The organism is Streptomyces sp. NPDC047043 (genome assembly GCF_040644055.1).
Classification (GTDB): domain Bacteria; phylum Actinomycetota; class Actinomycetes; order Streptomycetales; family Streptomycetaceae; genus Streptomyces.
In genome coordinates, this window is the sequence record NZ_JBEYVO010000016.1 from 16,384 (window position 1) to 31,788 (window position 15,405).

At 71.2% G+C, this 15,405-nt stretch carries 13 protein-coding genes and 1 riboswitch; of the genes, 6 read left to right on the forward strand and 7 right to left on the reverse strand.

Annotated elements, in window-relative coordinates:
• The first annotated feature begins 23 nt into the window (after positions 1 to 23).
• Positions 24 to 554, forward strand: coding sequence for a TQO small subunit DoxD (locus ABZ880_RS24935; RefSeq protein WP_361266728.1), 531 nt, complete (start codon positions 24 to 26; stop codon positions 552 to 554).
• A 29-nt stretch (positions 555 to 583) separates the two neighbouring features.
• Here the strand turns inward: ABZ880_RS24935 and ABZ880_RS24940 are convergent, their stop codons facing one another.
• Together ABZ880_RS24940 and ABZ880_RS24945 are read right to left on the reverse strand one after the other, a co-directional pair.
• A complete protein-coding gene (locus ABZ880_RS24940; RefSeq protein ID WP_361266730.1) occupies positions 584 to 829 on the reverse strand; it encodes a hypothetical protein in 246 nt (81 codons plus the stop codon).
• Positions 816 to 2,240: a PspC domain-containing protein gene (locus ABZ880_RS24945; RefSeq protein ID WP_361266732.1), complete on the reverse strand. Its 1,425-nt coding sequence runs from the start codon at positions 2,238 to 2,240 to the stop codon at positions 816 to 818. The genes ABZ880_RS24940 and ABZ880_RS24945 overlap by 14 nt, the downstream gene beginning before the upstream one ends.
• A 143-nt stretch (positions 2,241 to 2,383) precedes the next feature.
• Between ABZ880_RS24945 and ABZ880_RS24950 the strand changes: the two genes are divergently transcribed.
• Both ABZ880_RS24950 and ABZ880_RS24955 read left to right on the forward strand, forming a co-directional pair.
• A complete protein-coding gene (locus ABZ880_RS24950) occupies positions 2,384 to 3,712 on the forward strand; it encodes a PspC domain-containing protein (RefSeq protein ID WP_361266734.1) in 1,329 nt (442 codons plus the stop codon).
• Positions 3,709 to 4,428 (forward strand): response regulator transcription factor, encoded by a 720-nt coding sequence (locus ABZ880_RS24955; protein WP_361266736.1) that lies wholly within the window; start codon positions 3,709 to 3,711, stop codon positions 4,426 to 4,428. Before ABZ880_RS24950 ends, ABZ880_RS24955 begins: the two co-directional genes overlap by 4 nt.
• A 16-nt stretch (positions 4,429 to 4,444) precedes the next feature.
• Here the strand turns inward: ABZ880_RS24955 and ABZ880_RS24960 are convergent, their stop codons facing one another.
• On the reverse strand, positions 4,445 to 5,515 hold the full coding sequence (locus ABZ880_RS24960; protein WP_361266738.1) for an NlpC/P60 family protein: 1,071 nt from the start codon (positions 5,513 to 5,515) through the stop codon (positions 4,445 to 4,447).
• Positions 5,516 to 5,970: 455 nt separating this feature from the next.
• Between ABZ880_RS24960 and ABZ880_RS24965 the strand changes: the two genes are divergently transcribed.
• Positions 5,971 to 6,324: a hypothetical protein gene (locus ABZ880_RS24965; RefSeq protein WP_361266740.1), complete on the forward strand. Its 354-nt coding sequence runs from the start codon at positions 5,971 to 5,973 to the stop codon at positions 6,322 to 6,324.
• Here the strand turns inward: ABZ880_RS24965 and ABZ880_RS24970 are convergent.
• Positions 6,302 to 7,327, reverse strand: coding sequence for a tellurite resistance/C4-dicarboxylate transporter family protein (locus ABZ880_RS24970; RefSeq protein WP_361266742.1), 1,026 nt, complete (start codon positions 7,325 to 7,327; stop codon positions 6,302 to 6,304). The two genes, ABZ880_RS24965 and ABZ880_RS24970, sit on opposite strands and share 23 nt — an antisense overlap.
• 138 nt (positions 7,328 to 7,465) lie before the next feature.
• Entirely contained in the window at positions 7,466 to 8,632 is a 1,167-nt protein-coding gene (locus tag ABZ880_RS24975) for an NlpC/P60 family protein (RefSeq protein ID WP_361266744.1), read from the reverse strand.
• Positions 8,633 to 8,639: 7 nt separating this feature from the next.
• A riboswitch (cyclic di-AMP (ydaO/yuaA leader) is annotated at positions 8,640 to 8,812 on the reverse strand.
• A 264-nt stretch (positions 8,813 to 9,076) separates the two neighbouring features.
• On the opposite strand from ABZ880_RS24975, the gene ABZ880_RS24980 reads away from it, so the two are divergent.
• Positions 9,077 to 10,156, forward strand: coding sequence for a ScyD/ScyE family protein (locus ABZ880_RS24980; RefSeq protein WP_361266746.1), 1,080 nt, complete (start codon positions 9,077 to 9,079; stop codon positions 10,154 to 10,156).
• Between the two features lie 122 nt (positions 10,157 to 10,278).
• Entirely contained in the window at positions 10,279 to 12,765 is a 2,487-nt protein-coding gene (gene pcrA, locus ABZ880_RS24985) for a DNA helicase PcrA (RefSeq protein WP_361266748.1), read from the forward strand.
• Positions 12,766 to 12,822: 57 nt separating this feature from the next.
• Here pcrA and ABZ880_RS24990 read toward each other — a convergent pair whose 3' ends face one another.
• Positions 12,823 to 14,280, reverse strand: a complete 1,458-nt coding sequence (locus ABZ880_RS24990) for a M23 family metallopeptidase (protein ID WP_361267100.1) — start codon at positions 14,278 to 14,280, stop codon at positions 12,823 to 12,825.
• 237 nt (positions 14,281 to 14,517) lie between these two features.
• A complete protein-coding gene (locus ABZ880_RS24995; protein ID WP_361266750.1) occupies positions 14,518 to 15,384 on the reverse strand; it encodes an alpha/beta fold hydrolase in 867 nt (288 codons plus the stop codon).
• Positions 15,385 to 15,405 lie beyond the last annotated feature (21 nt).

The following is a 15,405-nucleotide window of genomic DNA, read 5'->3' on the forward strand; positions in this document are numbered from 1 at the left end:
CCAGCGGGCGAGAGGCGACAGTGATGACTCACGGCATGCGCACGGACACGCACACCCCCTATCTGGACGGCGACCGGGGCTGGCGCGACACCGCCACCCGCTTCGCCCTCCTTCCTCTTCGCGTCTTTCTCGGCGTCACCTTCATCTACGCCGGGCTGGACAAACTCACCGACAGCGCGTTCATGAAGTCCTCCGGCTCGGGTTCGATCGGCGAGACGATGCGCTCCGTGCGCGACTCCTCCGCCATCCCGGCCCTGGTCGACCTGGCGCTGAAGAATCCCGTCGGCTTCGGCTACGCGATCGCCTTCGGCGAGCTGGCCGTCGGCATCGGCACCCTGATCGGCCTGCTCGCCCGCCTGGCGGCGCTCGGCGGCGCGCTGATCTCCTTCAGCCTCTGGATGACGGTGAGCTGGGCCTCCGACCCGTACTACTACGGCAACGACCTCGCCTACCTGATGGCCTGGCTCCCCCTGATCCTCGCGGGCGCCTCCGTGTTCTCACTGGACGCCGCACTCCGCGCGCGGCGAATGCAGCGGGCGGGAGGTTACCGGTAGCTCCCGGCCGGCGGGGGCTACCGGTGGCGTCACCCCGATGCGTCCAACCGGGGCTCCGCCGGGCCCTTCTGCGCCGCCACCGCTCGTCGCCGACGTATGCCCCGGCTCAGCACCCCCACCGCACCGGCGAGGCACAGCCCGCCGATGACGACGGGTATCACCGCGAACCAGGGCGTCTCCCAAAGGCCCCCCGCATCCCCGGCGTAGACGGCGCCGGCGAGGGCGAGGAACGCGCCGGCGACGAGCCTCCCGGGCTGGAACTCATGACGCAGCACGGCTCACCTCCGCCTGTCCGAGCCCGACCTGGAGGTCGAGGTCGAGCGTGCCGGTGTTCTTGCCGCCCGTGACCGGCGGCAGGGTGACGTCCTTGTGCTTGCCCGGCTCCACATCCACATCCTTCTGCTCGTCGCCCGGCAGCTGGATGTCGCCCACGCCCACGGCGATCGTCAGCTTCACGGTCACGTCCTTCGGCACGATCACCTTCAGGCGGCCCATGCCGACCTCCGCCCCCGTGCGCACCGTCTGCCCCTTCGCCAGCTGCAGCCGGGTCAGGTCCAGGGTGCCGACACCGCTGCCGACGTCGTACTTCTCCTGCACGTCCGCCACCGCGGCGGGCCGCCAGGTGGTGTGCGTCCAGTGCGTGGCGATGTCCTTGGGCAGCGCGGCCGACGCGGCGAGCAGGGCCGCCGTGACGACGGCGAGGAAGACCGACCCCGCCCCCGTACGCCCGAGGAACGAGCTGACCGCGATGCCCAGGCCGAAGACCACGAGCGCGGCGGCCAGGCCGGCCTGCAGGCTGGTGCCGAGCGCGTGGTCGTCCCACGTCAGCCCGGTGCCGAGGCCGCCCGCGAGCAGGGCGAGCAGGAAGATCCAGCCGCCGATCCAGCGGGGGCCGCGCGGCTTCGGCGCGGGCGCGCGCGGGGTCCGTGTGTCCGCGCGGTCGGTCCAGGAGTTGCCGAGGCCGATGTTGACCGCCGCCGCGATGTCCCGGTCGCGGGAGTCGCGGGGACCCCAGAGGTAGCCGGTGCCGCCGTCATGCGTGCCGTCCTTGACGATGGGGTCGCGCCACCAGGACGGGTAGGCGGCCGGGACCGGCGGCGCCTGGGCCTCCGGCGGGGCGTCGGCGACGGCCTGGGCGGCCAGCGGGTCGGGGTCGGGGGCGCCGCGCTGCCGCGACCAGTACCCGGCGCCCGCGAGGAGCAGGGACAGGACGACGGAGAAGGCCAGCACCCCGCCGTTCTTCAGCATCGTCAGGAACACACCGCAGCCGACCAGCGCGAACAGCACTGCGGTCAGGGCCTGGCCGTCGACCCGGCCGGTCAGCAGCTTGCGGACCTCGTTCTGCTCCTCGTCCCCGTACGGGACGAGGAGCCAGGCGAAGCCGTAGAAGATCAGGCCGATGCCGCCGGTCGCGGAGAGGATGACGAGCGTGATGCGGAAGATCACCGGGTCCATGTCGCACTGCCGCCCGAGTCCGGAGCACACCCCGGCCAGCAGCTTGTACCGCCGGTCGCGCCGGAGCCTGTGGGGAGCCTCGGCGGCCTCCGCCTGTGCACCCCCCTCTTCCCGCGCGCCCGCGGGTGCGGCATCCGCGGCGGGCGCGGCATCCTGCGGCCCGGCGCCCGAAGCGGGGCGCGGGCCGGAGCCGGGTCCCGGACCCGTCGCGGCGTGCTCGTGATCTGTCATGTGTCCATGGTGACGGGCGGGCGGCTCCGGCGGGAGTCGGAACGACCCTGGCCGGACCCTGATATCGCCCCTGAGCCGGCGCCCGGGAAGCGTTCGACGGGCCCGGCCGCCGAAGATCAGGGGAGTATCGGGGGTCGACCCTGATGCCCGTGTCCTTTGGCCGTGTGAGTATCGATGGCATGCCGGAAGCCGCTGCAGCGCCCCTCGTCGAACCGCGGCCGCCGCGCAAGCTCTACCGCAGCAGCGACGGACGCTGGCTCGGTGGTGTGGCGCGGGGGCTCGCCGGACACCTCGGGCTGCCCGTCATCTGGGTGCGGCTGGTGTTCGTCGGCCTGTTCATGGCGGACGGCCTGGGCGCGCTGCTGTACGCCGCGTTCTGGTTCTTCGTGCCGCTCGGCGTCGGCGGCGTCGGCGGTCAGAAGGCCCCGTCGTTCGTCAGCACCGAGACCTCGCCCGACGGCCGCCGCAGGCTCGTCGCCCGCAGGCCGGACCGGGGGCAGATCGTCGCCCTGCTCCTCATGGTCGTGGTGGCCATGATCTTCGTGGGCAACGTCAATCTGAGCGGCGGCGCCAAGGTCTACCTCTGGCCCGTGGTCCTCGTCGGCGCGGGTGTCGCCCTCGTCTGGCGCCAGGCGGACAACGCCCGCCGGGCCCGCTGGGCCGAGGTCGGCAGCCGCCGGCGCACGCTGACCCTGCTGCGTGCCGCGGGCGGCGTCCTCCTCGTCACCGCGGGCGCCTCCGGCATCTTCGTCCTGCAGGGCTCCGCCGCCCACCTCGGCTCCGTCCTGCAGGCGGCCCTCGCGGTCCTCGTCGGGATAACGCTCCTCGCGGGGCCGTACCTCGTCCGTATGACCCAGGACCTCTCCGAGGAACGGCTGATGCGCATCCGCGCCCAGGAGCGCGCCGAGGTCGCCGCCCATGTCCACGACTCCGTGCTGCACACCCTGACCCTGATCCAGCGCAACGCGGAGAACGCGAACGAGGTACGCCGCCTCGCCCGCGCCCAGGAGCGCGACCTGCGCACCTGGCTCTACAAGCCGGAGGGCACCGGCAAGGACGAGGCCGACGAACCCGACAACCTCGCCGACGCGGTGCGGCGCAACGCCGCCGAGGTGGAGGACAAGCACGGCGTCCCCATAGAGGTCGTCATAGTCGGCGACTGCCCGCTCGACGAGAGGATCGGCGCACAGATGCAGGCCGCGCGCGAGGCGATGGTGAACGCGGCCAAGTACGGTGGCGAGGGCGGCGCGGTGCAGGTCTACGCCGAAGTGGAGGGGAAGACGGTCTTCGTGTCGGTCCGGGACCGCGGCCCCGGCTTCGACCCCGACTCGATACCCGCCGACCGCATGGGCGTCAGAGAATCGATCATCGGCCGCATGGAGCGCCACGGCGGCACGGCGCGACTGCGCGCGGTGCCGGACGGCGGCACGGAGGTCGAGCTGGAGATGGAGAGGGCGGAGAAGACGTCATGAGCGACCCGACCGAGGCGAACGAGCCCGTGGAGTCGACCGGCGGGAGCGCCGGCGAGCGGCATGTGCGCGTGGTCCTCGTCGACGACCACCGCATGTTCCGTACCGGAGTGCAGGCCGAGATCGGCCGGACCGACGAGACCGGAGTCGAGGTCGTCGGCGAGGCCGCGGACGTCGACCAGGCGGTCACGGTCATCACCGCGACCCGACCCGAGGTGGTCCTCCTCGACGTGCACCTCCCGGGCGGCGGCGGGGTCGAAGTCCTGCGCCGCTGCGCCGCGTTGATGGCGGACGCCGAGCAGCCGGTCCGCTTCCTCGCCCTGTCCGTGTCGGACGCGGCGGAGGACGTGATCGGCGTGATCCGCGGCGGTGCACGCGGCTATGTCACCAAGACCATCACCGGCACCGACCTCGTCAACTCCGTCTTCCGCGTGCAGGAAGGCGACGCCGTCTTCTCCCCGCGACTGGCCGGCTTCGTCCTGGACGCCTTCGCCTCCACCGACGCCCCGCCGGTCGACGAGGACCTGGACCGCCTCACCCAGCGGGAACGGGAGGTCCTGCGGCTCATCGCCCGCGGATACGCGTACAAGGAGATCGCCAAGCAGCTGTTCATCTCCGTGAAGACGGTCGAGTCCCATGTCTCGGCGGTGCTGCGGAAGTTGCAGCTCTCGAACCGGCACGAGCTGACGCGTTGGGCGACGGCGCGACGGCTGGTGTGAGTGCCGCGCGGTCCGCTCAGGCCACGCGTGTGGCGCCCGCGAACGGCATCTCGTCGATCGGCGCGATCCGCACCGGAGCCGACGGGTTCGGGGCGTGGATCATCTGGCCGTTGCCGACGTAGATGCCCACGTGGCTGATGCCGGAGTAGAAGAACACCAGGTCGCCCGGCGCCAGTTCGGAGCGCGAGACGCGACGGCCGGCGCCGATCTGGGCGTACGTCGTGCGGGGCAGGGATATCCCCGCGGAGCGGTAGGCGGCCTGGACGAGCCCCGAGCAGTCGAAGGCGTCCGGGCCGGTCGCGCCCCAGACGTAGGGGCTGCCGAGCTTGGCGTAGGCGTAGGAGACGGCGGCCGCGGCACGGGAGTCGGGCGCCTGGGCGGTGGTGAAGCCGGGGGCCTCCAGGCCGATGCGCGCACCCGAGCCGGAACGTGAGGCGCGGTCCGTGCCGCCGCCGGCCAACCCGAGCCGCGCGCGCTCTTGCGCCGTCAGCCGGGACATCAGCTGCCGCGCCGCGTCCAGCTTCCCGGTGATCGTCTTCTTCTCCCGCTTCAGCTCCGCCTGCCGCGACTTGAGCGAGGCCAACTCGATGCGTGCGGCCCCGCGCAACTGCTCGATCTCCCGCAGCTGCTTGCGTACGCTCGCGACCGCGGCCGCCTGCCGGGTGCCCGCCCGGTCGACGAACTCGGCGCCCTCGAGATAGTGGTCGGGGTCGTCGGACAGCGCGAGCTGCAGCGCCGGGTCGAGGCCGCCGTCGCGGTACTGGGCCGCGGCCATCGAACCCAGCGCGTCCCGCGCCGAGTTGAGCTTGTCCGTCTTGCGTGCCGCCTCGTCCCGCAGCGCCGACAGCCGCTCTTCGGCGGCGTCCGCCTTCTCCTTCGCCCCGTTGTACTTCTCGGTGGCTTCCTCCGCCTCCTGGTACAGCTGGTCCACCTTCGCCTTGACCTGCGCCGGAGTCAGGTTCGGCGCGGCCTGGCCGGTCCCGTCGAAGGCCGTCGCGGTCGCCGCGCCCGCCAGGGCGATCGTGAAGGCGGTCCGGGCCGAACTGCCGCCGAGCGAAAGCCGACCGGGCTTGCGGTGCGCTGCCACGTGGACTGCACGTCCTTTCGTACGACCGTCTCGTACCGGGGCGGTGCAGAGGGACGCCCCCTCCGCGTCCGGCGGCCGCCCGCACAGGGGGAGCAGGCCGCCGCCGGACCTTCTCGGCGGTGGTGGCCGACTGCCGCCCCTGGCCCGGGCGGCGGTGGGGAGCCGGTCACCTGGTGGAGGACGCTAAACCTGCCCGTGTCGGCCCGGTAACGCGATGTGCGGAAGTGCCGCGAGGGGATCGCCGGGTGACCGCATCGGGCCGTGATCCAGGCACCACGCGGTCGACTTCACGCGGTGCGCTGACCGATGTGCCGGTTCCGGGACCCGGGTGGGCGACGGAGTGCTATGGAGCGCATTTGTGCAAGATCGACCCGCGTGGGACTCATGCACGGACGGCACGGACGGGGTGGGCCGGTGTCGGGCGCACCGTGCGCCCCTGTTTAAGCTCCGGCCTCATGGACGTACTCATCCATCTCTTCGTCGGTCTGCACATCGTCGGCATCGCCGCGCTCCTCGGCGGCTTCCTCACCCAGATCAGGGCGATGGGCCGCGACGAGGCCCGCTTCGTCCCGGCGATGCTGCACGGCGCGCTGACGATGCTGGTCACCGGCGCGATCCTGGTCGGCCTCAACCAGGCCGACGACCAGCACGTCAACAACATCAAGATCGGCGTGAAGCTGGCCCTGCTGATCGTGATCCTCGGCCTGGTCTATGTGAAGCGGGACGACGAGAAGGTGGACAAGAGCCTGTTCGGCCTGGTGGGCCTGCTCACCACGGCGAACATCTTCATCGCCGTGCTGTGGACGTGACCTGGGCGGCGGTCGGTTCGGCGGCTGCTGCGGCGTAGGCCCGGACCGCCCCGGCGGCGACGGCCAGCCACGCCGCCACCGCCATCCACAGCAGCACCTCCCCGGGCGTCTCGAGCCACGGGACGTCGAGCGCGGCGGCGACGGACAGCGTGCCCGCCGCGGTCATCCCCATCGGGAACACGGTCGCCCAGCGGCGCACGTCGTAGCGCAGCCGCGGCCGCACCGCCTCCGCCACGAGCAGGACGACGTACCAGGCCAGGTCCAGCACGAGCAGCATGACGGTGACGGCGCGCAGGACGCCGCGGTCGTCGTCGTTCCACAGATACAGGCGCGCGCTGTCGGCGGCGACGAGTTTCGCTCCGGCGAGCGCCGAGATGGCGAGCGCACCGCCCGCGATCCAGTGGTCCCCGGCCCCGTCGACGACCTGCCGAAGATCGAAACGGGTCAGCGCGAAGCCGTAGAGGACGAGCCCGAGCCAGAACAGCACGAGCGCCGTGTGCGCGAGCCACGCCGTCGCCTCGGCCCCGGCGAGCGCGGCCCCGAGCACGGCGAGCCCCTGAGTGGCCACGCAGCACAGGAACACTGTGCCCGGCATACGCCGCCGCCAGTGTCGTGCGACGCCCACGAGCAGCACCGGCCACAGCACGGCCGCCAGCGCGAGCAGGGCCTCGGCGAGGGTCTGCCTGCCCAGGGCGGAGAACCGGGTGCCGAGCACACACGTCGCCGCGACGGCGGTGAGCGCGCCCGGCGTCCCCGCCTCCGCGCGCCACCTCTCCCGCTCCCGCACCAGCCGCTCGACGAAGTTCGCCGCCAGCGCGACCCAGGCGGCAGCGGCCAGCCCGAGCGTCACCCGCGACAGCACCTCGTACCCGGTCAGATGCAGCCCGACCGACAGGATGCCGGTCGCCATCACGGCAGCCCCGGCCGCCGGCGAACGCCGCGCCCACCAGGCGCGCAAAGGGGAGAGGCGGGACGGGACGGACGGGCGGGAGAGGCCGGACATGGGGCCGATGCTATGGAGCCCGGCACGCCGCGCGAGCGGGGGCACGCGCGCGGGAGCGAGGAAATGCGCGCGGGCGCAGGGCACGGGACCTCTGCCCCGCCCTGCGCCCGCTCCGACGCGATCGTCGGGTCCGGTGCCCTACGCCGGCCGCACCACGCTGTGGATGATCGACTCGCCGCCGTAGTAGATCGACTCCTCGCGGACGTACGCGCCCGGCTTCGGTGCGTGGATCATCATGCCGTTGCCGATGTAGATGCCGACGTGGCTGATGTCGTCGTAGAAGAAGATCAGGTCGCCGGGCTGGGCGTCCGCGAGGGAGACCGTGGTGCCGGCATTCACCTGATCCCAGGTGGTGCGCGGGAGGGAGACGCCGGCGGCCTTCCAGGCGGCCTGGGTGAGGCCGGAGCAGTCGTAGGAGCCGGGGCCGGTGGCGCCCCAGACGTACGGCTTGCCGATCTGCGCGCGGGCGAAGGCGAGCGCCTTCTCGGCCTTGGTGGAGTAGGAGGAGTCCGAGGTGCCGGTGCCGGTGCCGGAACCGGTGTCGGAGGACGAGCCGCTGTCCTGGGCCGCGGCCTCCTCCTTGGCCTTCTCCGCAGCCGCCGCCTGCTGCTTCGCGAGCTCCGCGGCCTTGCGGGCGGCCTCCTCTTCCTTCTCCTTCTGGATCGCCGCGAGCCGCGCCTTCTCCTCGGCGGTCAGCTTCGACAGCAGATCGCGCGCGTCGGAGAGCTTTTTCTGCACCGTGGACTTGGCGGTCTGCAGGTCGCTCTGCGTCTCGGTGAGCGTCTCGAGGCTCTTGGAGGCCTCCTGACGCTTCTTCATCGTCGCGGACTGCTCGGTGAAGTAGTCGTCCACCGCAGTCTTCTGACGTGACGTCAGCCGTCCCATGAGCTGCGTCTGGTCGAAGTAGTCCTGCGGGGAGTCGGCGAGCAGGAAGGTCGCCGTGTCCGGCGCGGCGGCGCCGGTCCGATACTGGGCGGCGGCGAAGGAACCAAGCTGCTCCCGCTCTTCGTTGAGCTTCTGAGTGCGCTTGGCGACGTCGTCGAGGAGGGTGTCGACGCGCTTGCGCTGCTTGGTGGTCTTCTCCTTCGCGGCGTTGTACTTCTCGGTGGCCGACTCCGCCTGGCGGTAGAGGTCGTCGACCTTCTTCTCGACTTCCTCGAGGCTGGGCTTCCCGTCGGCGGCGGGGGCGGCGTTGGCCGACTGGGACAGCAGGGCCACCGAGGTGAGGGCGGCGGTGGCGAGAGCGGGGGTGCGTATGCCTGCTATGCGCGTACCCGAGGGGCGCGACTTGCGGTGCGACGCCAAGAGTGGCGACTCCTTCCATCTTCCGCCTACCGAGTTAGCTGTCGGGTTCGGGCGGGTGGTTCGGAAGGGTTGCCCTACGGCCCGTGCCCCGAAGGGCAGTTGGGCCGATTCACCCCAAGGTCGGTGTGGGTCCCCGGCTCCGGCTGCGCGGCGGCGCCCCGGACTCGGCGGAGGCCGCGCGGCCCGGCGAGGTTCGCCGGTGGGGGTCGTGCGGCCTGCTCGGAACGGTAGCCAACTCGTGTGGCCCCTGTGAAGGTTGATGTTCGATATGCCCGATACATTTTCGTGACCTTTGGTCAGAGTGTCGCTCGCCGTCGCCAATACGGAGTGATCTGCGACGACTTGTGCGTATTTTGACCGGAGTGGCGACGTCCGCCCGCTTCCGACCGCTAACTTCCAGCCAGCCACGGTCCGGTGCCGTGGCGGGTGAGAGGGAGTTCGGCCATGAGGAAGCGCACAGCACTCGTCGTCGGCACATCGGTCGCCCTCGCCGCCACCGCGGGCATCGCGCCCGCGAGCGCGGCAGGGGGCCACGGCGGAGGAAAGCCCGTGATCCGTGTGATCGCCAAGGGCCTCGACAACCCGCGCCAGCTCTCGTACGACAACGGTCACCTGTACGTCGCCGAAGCCGGCCGCGGCGGCAAGAAGTGCCTCGGCGAGGGACCCGAGGGCCCGACGTGCATAGGTCTCTCCTCGGCGGTCACCAAGATCTTCTGGGACGGGGGCGCCTGGAAGCACTACCGCCTGGTCGACGGCCTCCCCTCGGCGGGCGCACCCGACGGCGGCTTCTCGGTCGGCGTCGACGGTGTCTCGGCCCTGAACGGCTGCGTCTGGGGCGTGGAGACCTGGGCCCCGCCGGAGGCCGGCGTGCCCACCACCCCGCCCTGGAACAAGCTCGGCAAGCTGCTGTCCATCGAGCGGGGCAAGGCGAGGATCGCCGCCGACATCTCCGCCGTAGAACTGAAGTACAACCCGCACAAGGCGTCCGTCGACTCCAACCCGTACGGCGTCCTTGCGCTTCCGGACGGTCGCAGGATCGTCGCGGACGCCGCCGGCAACGACCTCGTCGAGGTCTCCCCGGGCGGCAAGGCCCGCCCCTTCACGGTCTTCAGGAACCACGACGGACACGAGGCCGTCCCGACCTCCCTGGCCCTCGGTCCCGACGGCAACCTCTACGTCGGTGAGCTCAACGGAGAGCCCAAGAAGCCCACCGCTCGCGTGTGGAAGGTCGATCCCCGGAGCGGCAAGGTCCTCGGCTGGAAGTCGGGCTTCGGCTCGATCACGGGCATCGCGTTCAACGGTGACGGCGACCTGTACGTCAGCCAGCTGTTCGCCGGCGTCGTGACCAAGGTCTCGGGCGGCAAGCGTACGAACGTGCAGGTGCCGTTCCCGGCGGGTGTGGCCGTCGACCCGTGGGACGGCAAGGTCTACGTCTCGGCCTGGTCGATCGCGGACCGTGACGGCACTGTCCTGGAGGGCAAGAAGACACCGGGCGGGCAGGTCTGGAAGATCCTCGGCTTCTGAGCGCGGGAGGCCGGAGGGCCGGGTGCCGGGAGGTCGGTTCCCGGCCCTCCGGGTCGCCGGATCCGACGATGTTCTCGGGGTGGCGGCGGGCTGTCAGTGGGGCGCCCTAGACTCGGAAGGCGATGAGCAGCCTCTTTGACGACAGCTTCCTGGCGAACCTCCAGGCCCCTCGCGGGCACGAGGAGGAACCCCCGCCTCCGCCCGAGGACGATCACGTACCGGAGCAGGTTCCGGACGATCTGTTCGGTGGGAAGTTCGACGTGCCGCCGGACCGGGACAGGTACTACCGCGACGGCGCCCCACGCCCGGTGATCGATGCGGCCGCGCTCCTGGACGGGCTGAACGAGAACCAGCGCGCGGCCGTCGTCCACTCCGGCACCCCGCTGCTCATCGTGGCCGGCGCCGGCTCCGGCAAGACCCGTGTCCTCACGCACCGCATCGCCCACCTCCTCGGCGAGCGGAACGTGCATCCGGGCCAGATCCTCGCGATCACGTTCACCAACAAGGCCGCGGGCGAGATGAAGGAGCGCGTCGAGCAGCTCGTCGGCCCGCGCGCGAACGCGATGTGGGTGATGACCTTCCACAGCGCGTGCGTGCGGATCCTGCGCCGCGAGAGCAAGAAGCTCGGCTTCACGTCCTCGTTCTCGATCTACGACGCCGCCGACAGCAAGCGCCTGATGGCCCTGGTCTGCCGCGACCTGGACCTCGACCCCAAGCGCTACCCGCCGAAGTCCTTCAGCGCCAAGATCTCGAACCTGAAGAACGAGCTGATCGACGAGGAGGACTTCGCCGCCCAGGCCTCCGACGGCTTCGAGAAGACCCTCGCCCAGGCCTACGCGATGTACCAGTCCCGGCTGCGCGAGGCGAACGCCCTCGACTTCGACGACCTGATCATGACGACGGTCAACCTGCTGCGCGCCTTCCCGGACGTCGCCGAGCACTACCGCCGCCGCTTCCGCCATGTCCTCGTCGACGAGTACCAGGACACCAACCACGCCCAGTACGCACTCGTGCGCGAGCTCGTCGGCACGGGCGCGCACGACGAGGACGTACCACCCAACGAGTACGACCTGCAGCCCGCCGAGCTCTGCGTCGTGGGTGACGCGGACCAGTCGATCTACGCCTTCCGTGGCGCGACGATCCGCAACATCCTCCAGTTCGAGGAGGACTACCCGAACGCGACGACGATCCTCCTGGAGCAGAACTACCGCTCCACGCAGACCATTCTGAGCGCGGCGAACGCGGTCATCGAGCGCAACGAGTCCCGCCGCCCCAAGAACCTGTGGACCAACGCGGGCGCGGGCGCGCGCATCACGGGCTATGTCGCCGACACGGAGCACGACGAGGCGCAGTTCGTCGCCGACGAGATAGACCGACTGACGGACGCGGGCGACGCGAAGGCGGGAGACGTCGCCGTCTTCTACCGCACCAACGCCCAGTCCCGTGTCTTCGAAGAGGTCTTCATCCGCGTCGGCCTGCCCTACAAGGTCGTCGGCGGCGTCCGCTTCTACGAGCGCAAGGAGGTCCGGGACGTCCTGGCCTACCTGCGGGTGCTGGCCAACCCGGAGGACTCGGTGCCGCTGCGCCGCATCCTCAACGTCCCCAAGCGCGGCATCGGCGACCGCGCGGAGGCGATGATCGACGCCCTCGCCCAGCGCGAGAAGATCAGCTTCCCGCAGGCGCTGCGCCGCGTCGACGAGGCGTACGGCATGGCCTCGCGGTCGGCCAACGCCGTGAAGCGGTTCAACACGCTGATGGAGGACCTCCGTACGATCGTCGAGTCCGGAGCCGGCCCGGCGACCGTCCTCGAGGCAATACTCGAACGGACCGGCTATCTCGCCGAGTTGCAGGCCTCCACCGACCCGCAGGACGAGACCCGTATCGAGAACCTCCAGGAACTCGCCGCCGTGGCCCTGGAGTTCGAGCAGGAGGCGGGCGAGGGCGAGGAGCCCCCCGGGCTCGCCGACTTCCTGGAGCGGGTTGCGCTCGTCGCCGACTCCGACCAGATCCCCGACGAGGACGAGGACGGCTCCGGCGTCATCACCCTGATGACCCTGCACACGGCCAAGGGCCTCGAGTTCCCGGTCGTCTTCCTGACCGGCATGGAGGACGGCGTCTTCCCGCACATGCGCGCCCTCGGCCAGACCAAGGAACTGGAGGAGGAGCGGCGTCTCGCCTACGTCGGCATCACGCGCGCGCGTGAACGGCTGTACCTGACGCGCTCGTCCCTGCGGAGCGCCTGGGGCCAGCCGTCGTACAACCCGCCCTCCCGCTTCCTGGAGGAGATCCCGGCCCAGCACGTCGACTGGAAGCGGACGGGCGCCACGGCACCGGTCTCCTCCGGCCCGGCCTCGGGCGTGGCGGCCTCCCTGTCGTCCTCCCGCTCGCGCTCGTCGGCCTCGGGAGCGTCCGGCTTCGCCACGAGCCGCGCCTCCGACAAGCCGGTGGTCTCGCTCGCCGTCGGCGACCGGGTCACGCACGACCAGTTCGGGCTCGGCACGGTCGTGGCCGTGAAGGGCACGGGCGGGAACGCCGAGGCGACGATCGACTTCGGCGACGCCAAGCCGAAGCGGCTGCTGCTGCGGTACGCACCGGTGGAGAAGCTGTAGCCCGCACGCAGTGAGCCCCCGCTCAACAGCGGGGGCTCACAAGGAAGTTGCAGGGAATCAGGTCGGGTCGAGCCCGTGGCTGCGCAGCCAAGGCAACGGGTCGATCGCCGAGCCGCCGCCCGGCCGTACCTCGAAGTGGAGATGCGGGCCGGTCGAGTTGCCCGAGTTGCCGGAGTACGCGATCGGGTCGCCGGCCTTCACGGTCGTACCGGAGGCGACGCGGTAGCTGGAGAGGTGGCAGTACCACGTCTCCGTACCGTCCTTCGCGGTCACGATCATCATGTTGCCGTAGGCGCTGTTCCACTGCGTGCGCACGGTGCCGTCGGTCGCGGACATCACCGTCGTGCCGTACGACACCGGGAAGTCGATGCCGGTGTGCACGGACATCCAGTTGATGCCGGCCTGGCCGAAGTAGGCGCTGAGCCCCTTCTGGGCCACCGGCAGGGCGTACTTGGGGCGCAGCCGCTCCTTGCGGGCCGCCTCGGCCGCCGCCTTCTTCTTCTCGGCCGCCTGCTGCGCCTTGAGGTCGATGCGCTCCTGCGTACGGCTGGCCCGGTCGGCGAAGTCGTCCGCGCCGGCGGAGAGACTCTGGATCTGGGTGTCCAGCTTGTTGTTGACGGCGGACGGTTTCACCGCCTGCGCGTCCGACGCGGTCGTCGAGGTGTCCTTGTCGCCGCTGAACGTGCCCACCGAGGCGGCGGCGATGCCCGCCACCCCCATCACACACGCCGACGGCACGGCGATGGTCAGCAGCGCGGACCGCTTGGGAGGCGTACGGCGCCGGGAACGCGAACCGCCGCGGGAGGCCGCGCGCGGCGCCGGGACCGGAGTGGCCTCTTCCTGGTCGTCGAGGAGCGGGGTGTCGTCGTGGAGCGCGGCGACGGCGGGCAGCTCGCCGGTGGCGTCCAACCGGCCGCCGTCCGGGCCGGGTTCGTCGTAGCCGGTTTCGTCGTACGAGACGTGGTCGGCCTGCGGCTCGTGGTCGCCACCTGCGGTCGCGTCGACCTCTGCGAGGCCGTCGGAATTCCACTGCGTGGCGTCGTACACCCCGGTGTCGAAGGTCTGCGTGCCCCATTCCCAGTGCTGGGTCTGGTCGGCCGCGCCGCCGGTCCGGTCGGGTTGGAGCCAGGCGCTCGCGTCCCAGTGGCCGGAGGTGTCGTGTCCGGTGGACTGCGGCGGGATGGCGGAGAGCTGCTGGTAGCCGGCGCCCCAGGCGGTCGTGTCGTAGGCGCCGGTGTCGTAGGCGGCGTGGTGCTGGGCCGCGTACACGTCGTAGTTCGGCGTCTGGTGGCCGCCCGTCGCCCACTGACCGGAGTCGTACGAGCCGGTGCTCTGCCCCGGGAGGCTGCCGAAGAGGGGGTCCGCGTCGAAGGTCGCGGTGGCGTGGCCGCCGGTCGCAAAACCGCTGGCGTCGTAGGTGCCGTACGTGGTGAAGTCGCCGTACTGGGCTTCCTGGGTGCCGTACGACGCGTAGTGCGCCGAGGCGGCGTCGGAAGCCGGAGCCGGGGTGGTCATGGTCCCCGACGGGTGACGGTCGTTCACCAACTTCTCTTTCGCCTCGACAACAGGGGCTGCCAGAGCAGTGCGGTGACTGTACCCGCCGGTATGCGGACTCGACAATCTTCAACAGGTTTCGTGCTCGCAGGAAACGGGCATTCGGCCGTGTTTCGGGGGAGTGCGGGCACGGGTTTGGCCCTGTGTTCGACGGTCGTTCGATATCGATCGGCTGTCAGTCGGCTGTGCGGGGTGCGGTCAGGCCACTGTCAGGCCGCCGGCGTGTGCGGCGGCTTCGGCTCCCGTCCGTTCGGCGTCGAGGGCCTGGCGTATCCCGGTCGCGACCGCGGGGTGCACGGGCAGGGCGAGATGTCCGATCCCGCTCACCCGCACGTTCTGCACCATCAGGTCGGGGTGGTCGATACAGGCGGTCTCCAACGGATCCATCAGGTGGTCGAGGTCGCTCCAGAAACTGACGAAGTGCGTACGGCAGCCCGGCGCCGGCCGGGTCAGTTCCTCGAGCAGCTCGGAGCCGGGGCGCATCTGGCGCACGATCGGGTGGGCGTTCGCCAGCGGCACCACCCGGGTGCCGGAGTGCGGGGTGCCGAGCGTCACCAGTGTGCGGACGCGGAGGTCGCCGCCGAGCCGCTGCACGTAGTACCGCGCTATCAGCCCGCCGAGGCTGTGTCCGACGATGTCGACCTGACTGCTGCCCGTGCGCTCGCAGATCTCCTCTATATGCCGGCCGAGCAGCTCGGCCGCGGTGCGGATGTCGCAGGTCAGCGGCGAGTAGTTGAGGGACTCGACCTGCTGCCTGCCGTGCTGGGCGAGGCTGCGGCGCAGCAGCACGAAGACCGAGCGGTTGTCGATGAAGCCGTGGAGAAGGACGACCGGGGGCTTGGCCTCGGTCGGCAGCTGTGCGGCGCCGTCCGGTGAGGGGAGCGGGACCGACGATCCCCGGCGCTCCTGGGTGATGCCGGACGGATAGAGGAGGAGGTGGCCCGCGAGGATCGCGAGCTCGAGGGCGGTCGCCTTCAGCAGGGCCAGGGAGAGACCTGCCAGTCTGCTCGGGAGCAGCCGCTGACAGAGCGGAAGAAAGGGCAGCGCTGCCCTGGTGACCTTCATGGCCGACCTCCTGTCGGCACG

Bases quoted from the DNA above. Each gene is read 5' to 3' on its own strand.
- ABZ880_RS24965 (WP_361266740.1), top strand. From the start codon at position 5,971: ATGGACGTACTCATCCATCTCTTCGTCGGTCTGCACATCGTCGGCATC.
- ABZ880_RS24955 (WP_361266736.1), top strand. From the start codon at position 3,709: ATGAGCGACCCGACCGAGGCGAACGAGCCCGTGGAGTCGACCGGCGGG.
- ABZ880_RS24935 (WP_361266728.1), top strand. From the start codon at position 24: ATGACTCACGGCATGCGCACGGACACGCACACCCCCTATCTGGACGGC.
- ABZ880_RS24980 (WP_361266746.1), top strand. From the start codon at position 9,077: ATGAGGAAGCGCACAGCACTCGTCGTCGGCACATCGGTCGCCCTCGCC.
- ABZ880_RS24970 (WP_361266742.1), bottom strand. From the start codon at position 7,327: ATGTCCGGCCTCTCCCGCCCGTCCGTCCCGTCCCGCCTCTCCCCTTTG.
- ABZ880_RS24945 (WP_361266732.1), bottom strand. From the start codon at position 2,240: ATGACAGATCACGAGCACGCCGCGACGGGTCCGGGACCCGGCTCCGGC.
- ABZ880_RS24995 (WP_361266750.1), bottom strand. From the start codon at position 15,384: ATGAAGGTCACCAGGGCAGCGCTGCCCTTTCTTCCGCTCTGTCAGCGG.
- ABZ880_RS24990 (WP_361267100.1), bottom strand. From the start codon at position 14,280: ATGACCACCCCGGCTCCGGCTTCCGACGCCGCCTCGGCGCACTACGCG.
- pcrA (WP_361266748.1), top strand. From the start codon at position 10,279: ATGAGCAGCCTCTTTGACGACAGCTTCCTGGCGAACCTCCAGGCCCCT.
- ABZ880_RS24950 (WP_361266734.1), top strand. From the start codon at position 2,384: ATGCCCGTGTCCTTTGGCCGTGTGAGTATCGATGGCATGCCGGAAGCC.